The following is a 4,373-nucleotide window of genomic DNA, read 5'->3' as shown; positions in this document are numbered from 1 at the left end:
CTCGGCGGGACGGCCGCGGCGGGACGGCTGGGGCAGGTCGTACTCGCCGCTGTGCCGCGAAGCCGGCGGCAGTTCCTGGTACCCGCTCGCCCGCGGGTCGTCGCGGCGTGGTGCGGGACGGGACGGCGGCGGGGTGGCCGGTCCCGGCTCGCGCAGTCGCCTGCGTCCGCGGGGCAGCTCGGGGTGCTGCTCGTTCATCGGTCTCCCTCCCGGGCGCGGTGCGCAGCGGCGGCGTCGATCCAGGCCTGCAGGATCTCGACGGCGGCGGCCTGGTCGACCACCGCGCGCTGCTTGCGGCCTTTGACCCCGCGCTGGGAGAGGATGCGGGATGCGGTGACCGTGGTCAGCCGCTCGTCGCCCAGCCGGACCGGCACGGGCGTGATCCGCCCGGCCAGGCGTTCAGCGTACGCGATCGCCAGCTCGGCCGCCGGTCCCTGGCGGTTGGCGAGCGTTCTCGGCAGTCCCACGATCACCTCGACCACCTCGTGCTCGGTGACGAGGGCGGCCAGCTGGTCCAGATCACTGTCGTCGGTCGCATCGCGGGAGAGGGTAACCAATGGCGAAGCGAGCAGGGGGGCCGGATCGCTGAGCGCCACCCCGACCCGGACGGATCCGACATCCACCCCGAGCCGACGGCCGCGCCCCGGATCGTCCTTGCCTGGGCGATCCGGGCCGCGGTTTCCGCGGTTAACCAATGCCGGCAATCGCCGAGCGCAGGGCCGCGACCGCTTCGGCCGCACCGGCCGGGTTGGTGCCGCCGCCCTGGGCCATGTCGGGCTTGCCGCCGCCCCGGCCGCCGATCTTCTCGGCGAACGACGGCACGAGCTTGCCCGCGGCGATCCCCTTGTCCTGGGCCGCCTTCGTCGTCGCGACGACGAAGCTCAGCTTCTCGCCGGCCGGCGAGAACAGCGCCACGACGCCGGGCCGCGCGCCGAGCCGGCCGCGGATGTCGGAGGCGAGCGCGCGCAGGCCGTTGCCGTCGACGTCCGGGACGACCTCGGCCACGACGGTGACGCCGCCGATCTCCTGGGCCTTGTCGACCAGCGCGCCCGCCGAGCCCAGCACCTGCTGGGTCTTGAGCTGCGCGATCTCCTTCTCGGCGTTCTTCAGCCGGGTCAGGACGTCGTCGATGCGGCCGGGAAGTTGCTCCGAAGGGACCTTGAAGGTACTGGCCAATTGGGAGACCAGCAGCTGCTCCTTGCGGACGTACTTCAGCGCGTCCGAACCGACCAGCGCCTCGACGCGGTGCACGCCCGAGCCGATGGAGGCGTCGGAGACCAGCTTGACCAGGCCGAGCTCGCCGATCCGGTCGACGTGCGTGCCACCGCAGAGCTCGCGGGAGTACTCGCCCATGTCGACCACCCGGACGTCGTTGCCGTACTTCTCGCCGAACAGCGCGACCGCGCCCAGCTCGAGGGCCTTGTCCTTGGTCGTGGTGAAGCTGTTCACCTCGACGTTGGTCTGCAGGTAGTCGTTGACCTCCTGCTCGACCTCGGTCAGCACGTCCGCCGACACCGAGCCCGGCGTGGTGAAGTCGAACCGCATCCGGCCCGGCGAGTTCAGCGAACCCGCCTGCGCCGCGCGCTTGCCGTACGCGCCGCGGACGGCCGCGTGCACCAGGTGCGTCGCGGAGTGCGAGCGCTCGATGGACAGCCGGCGGTGCGCGTCGACCGAGCCGGTGACCTTCGAGTCCAGGCCGATCTCGCCGTCGACGACCTCGACGCGGTGCACGAACAGCCCCGGGACGATCTTCTGGACGTCCAGGACCTTCAGCTCGACGCCGTCGCCCAGCAGGACGCCGGTGTCGGCGACCTGGCCACCGCTTTCGGCGTAGAACGGCGTGCGGTCGAGGACCAGCTCCGCTTTCTTGCCCGCGGCGACGCTGCGGACCGGCTGCCCGTCTTCGAGCAGCGCGACGACCTTCGCCTCGGCCTGAAGGTCGGTGTAGCCGAGGAACTCGGTCTCGCCGTGCTGCTCCAGGACCTTCCGGTACTCCGAGAGGTCGCCGTGGCCGGTCTTGCGGGCCGCCGCGTCCGCCTTCGCGCGGGTCCGCTGCTCGTTCATGAGCGTGCGGAAACCGTCCTCGTCGACGGCCAGGCCCTGCTCGGCCGCCATCTCCAGCGTGAGGTCGATCGGGAAGCCGTAGGTGTCGTGCAGCTGGAACGCCTTGTCGCCGGCGAGCACGTCGCCGCCGCCGCGCTTGGTCTCCTCGGCCGCGAGGTCGAAGATGCGCGAGCCGCTGGTCAGGGTCGAGAGGAAGGCCTCCTCCTCGATCCGGACGACCTCGTTGATCCGGTCGAAGCCGTCGACCAGCTCGGGGTAGGTCGGGCCCATGGTGTCGCGCACGACCGCCGCGAACGCCTGCAGCACCGGCTCGTGCACGCCCAGCAGGCGCGAGGAGCGGATGATGCGGCGCAGCAGGCGGCGCAGCACGTAGCCGCGGCCGTCGTTGCCCGGGGTGACGCCGTCGCCGATCAGCAGCACGCCGGTGCGGGCGTGGTCGGCGATGACGCGGAAGCGGACGTCGTCGGCGTGGTTGCCGCCGTAGCGGCGGCCGGAGAACTCCTCGGCGCGGCCGATGACCGGGCGCACGAGGTCGGTCTCGTAGACGTTCTCGACGCCCTGCAGGATCGTCGCGACGCGCTCGACGCCCATGCCGGTGTCGATGTTCTTCTTCGGCAGCTCGCCGATCGGCTTGTGCCCGAGCTTGGGGCTCAGGTCGCCGCGGACGTCCTGCATGAAGACGAGGTTCCAGATCTCGATGTAGCGGTCCTCGTCCGCGACCGGGCCGCCCTCGCGGCCGTACGCCGGGCCGCGGTCGTAGTAGATCTCGGAGCACGGGCCGCCGGGACCGGGCACGCCCATGTCCCAGTAGTTGTCCTTGCCGTCGCGCGCCTGGATCCGCTCGCCGGGCAGGCCGGTGAGCTTGCGCCACAGGCCCGCGGCCTCGGAGTCGTCCTCGTAGACCGTCGCCCAGATCCGGTTCGGGTCGAGGCCGTAGCCGCCTTCGCTCTGGGGCTTGGTGATCAGCTCCCAGGCGTTCTCGATGGCGCCTTCCTTGAAGTAGTCGCCGAAGGAGAAGTTGCCCGCCATCTGGAAGAACGTGTTGTGCCGGGTGGTCTTGCCGACCTCGTCGATGTCCGGCGTGCGCACGCACTTCTGCACGGAGGTCGCGCGCGGGTACGGCGGCGGCGCCTCACCGAGGAAGTACGGCTTGAACTGCACCATGCCGGCGTTGACGAACAGCAGGTTCGGGTCGTCGAGGATCAGCGGCGCGCTGGGCACGCGCGTGTGGCCCTTGCCCTCGAAATGGCGCAGGAAACGATCAGTGATTTCGTGTGTGTCCACGGGTCAGTCCTTGTACTGGTGGCTGCGAACGAGGTCGGACGGCGGCGGCGGAAGGGTTCCGGGCAGGCCCGGATCAGCCCTCCGCCCGGCGAGCTCGCCGGACCGGGCGCCGCGCGGCAGCCGCGTGCCGTCCTTCGGCGCGGGGCGCCGAGACGCCTGTCCGCTCCTCGACCATGTCGTGCAACTCCTGCTCCCGCTCGTTCATGCCCGCGCGCACTTCGGCGCCGAACGAACCCACGGCGCCGGCCAGCTCGCGCACGGCGTCGCCCAGGTTCGATGCTAACCCCGCCGGAGTGGCCTGACGAGCCGTTTCGGCCGCCTTGCGGGACAGGGCGACCCCGGCGACCACGCCGACGCCGAGCCAGAACAGCCGCCTCATTTGCCGGCCTTCTTCGCGGCCTTCAGCGCGTTCTTCTTCTTGCGCGCGCGGATCGCCTTGGACAGGCCGTAGGACAGCGCCGCGGTCTTGACCAGCGGGCCGCCCAGCGTCGCGGTGAACACCGACGTCAGCGCGGAGACGTTGCCGGAGACGGCCTGCGCGTTCGACGTGATCCCGTCCACCCGCTCGAGCTGGGTGTTGACGTGCGTGATCGTCTGGTTCGCGCCGATCAGCAGCGGGTCGGTGTTGCTGTTGGTGCGCTCGATCGCCTCGGTGGCCGCGTCCAGCGTCTTGCCGAGCTTGATCAGCGGGATCGCCAGCAGGACGACCAGCACCACGAATGCACCTGCGGCGATCAACGCGGCGATCTGCCCTGCCGACACGGGCCCTCCTCGGATAAGCGGTCTTGGGTGCTGGTGAGGTTACCGCCTGGCCGGGTTCCCGACCGTGTCACCCCGCGCGGGCCGGAAAACCCGTCGCCCCCGGCGCCCGCGGGGCGGTACACCTGGGCGATGGCACACGACGACGGACCCGGGCGCCGGGTCCTTTCCGGGCCGGGCGGCGCGGCGGCCGACGTGCTGGCCGTGTTGCCCGGCGCCGACCTGACCACGGTGCAGCTGGAGATCGCGCGCCGCCGCGCGGCCCG

General features: G+C 71.6%; 5 protein-coding genes. All 5 read right to left on the bottom strand.

Annotation, left to right across the window (positions count from 1 at the left end; genetic code table 11):
- The coding region (locus G3I65_RS07165) for a hypothetical protein (protein ID WP_203612306.1) at positions 1–198 on the bottom strand (198 nt) is incomplete at its 3' end.
- Positions 195–623, bottom strand: a complete 429-nt coding sequence (ruvX, locus tag G3I65_RS07160; RefSeq protein WP_225440400.1) for a Holliday junction resolvase RuvX — start codon at positions 621–623, stop codon at positions 195–197. The genes G3I65_RS07165 and ruvX, both read right to left, overlap by 4 nt.
- Positions 624–687: 64 nt before the next feature.
- Entirely contained in the window at positions 688–3,348 is a 2,661-nt protein-coding gene (alaS, locus tag G3I65_RS07155; protein ID WP_160695385.1) for an alanine--tRNA ligase, read from the bottom strand.
- Positions 3,349–3,421: 73 nt separating this feature from the next.
- On the bottom strand, positions 3,422–3,727 hold the full coding sequence (locus G3I65_RS07150) for a hypothetical protein (RefSeq protein WP_125315864.1): 306 nt from the start codon (positions 3,725–3,727) through the stop codon (positions 3,422–3,424).
- Positions 3,724–4,110: a DUF948 domain-containing protein gene (locus G3I65_RS07145; RefSeq protein ID WP_160695384.1), complete on the bottom strand. Its 387-nt coding sequence runs from the start codon at positions 4,108–4,110 to the stop codon at positions 3,724–3,726. Before G3I65_RS07145 ends, G3I65_RS07150 begins: the two co-directional genes overlap by 4 nt.
- Positions 4,111–4,373: the final 263 nt, after the last annotated feature.

The sequence above is a fragment of the Amycolatopsis sp. SID8362 genome, from assembly GCF_010550475.1.
GTDB lineage: Bacteria > Actinomycetota > Actinomycetes > Mycobacteriales > Pseudonocardiaceae > Amycolatopsis > Amycolatopsis eburnea.
This window is presented reverse-complemented; position numbering and strand designations above follow the sequence as displayed.

Bases quoted from the DNA above. Each gene is read 5' to 3' on its own strand.
- G3I65_RS07150 (WP_125315864.1), bottom strand. From the start codon at position 3,727: ATGAGGCGGCTGTTCTGGCTCGGCGTCGGCGTGGTCGCCGGGGTCGCC.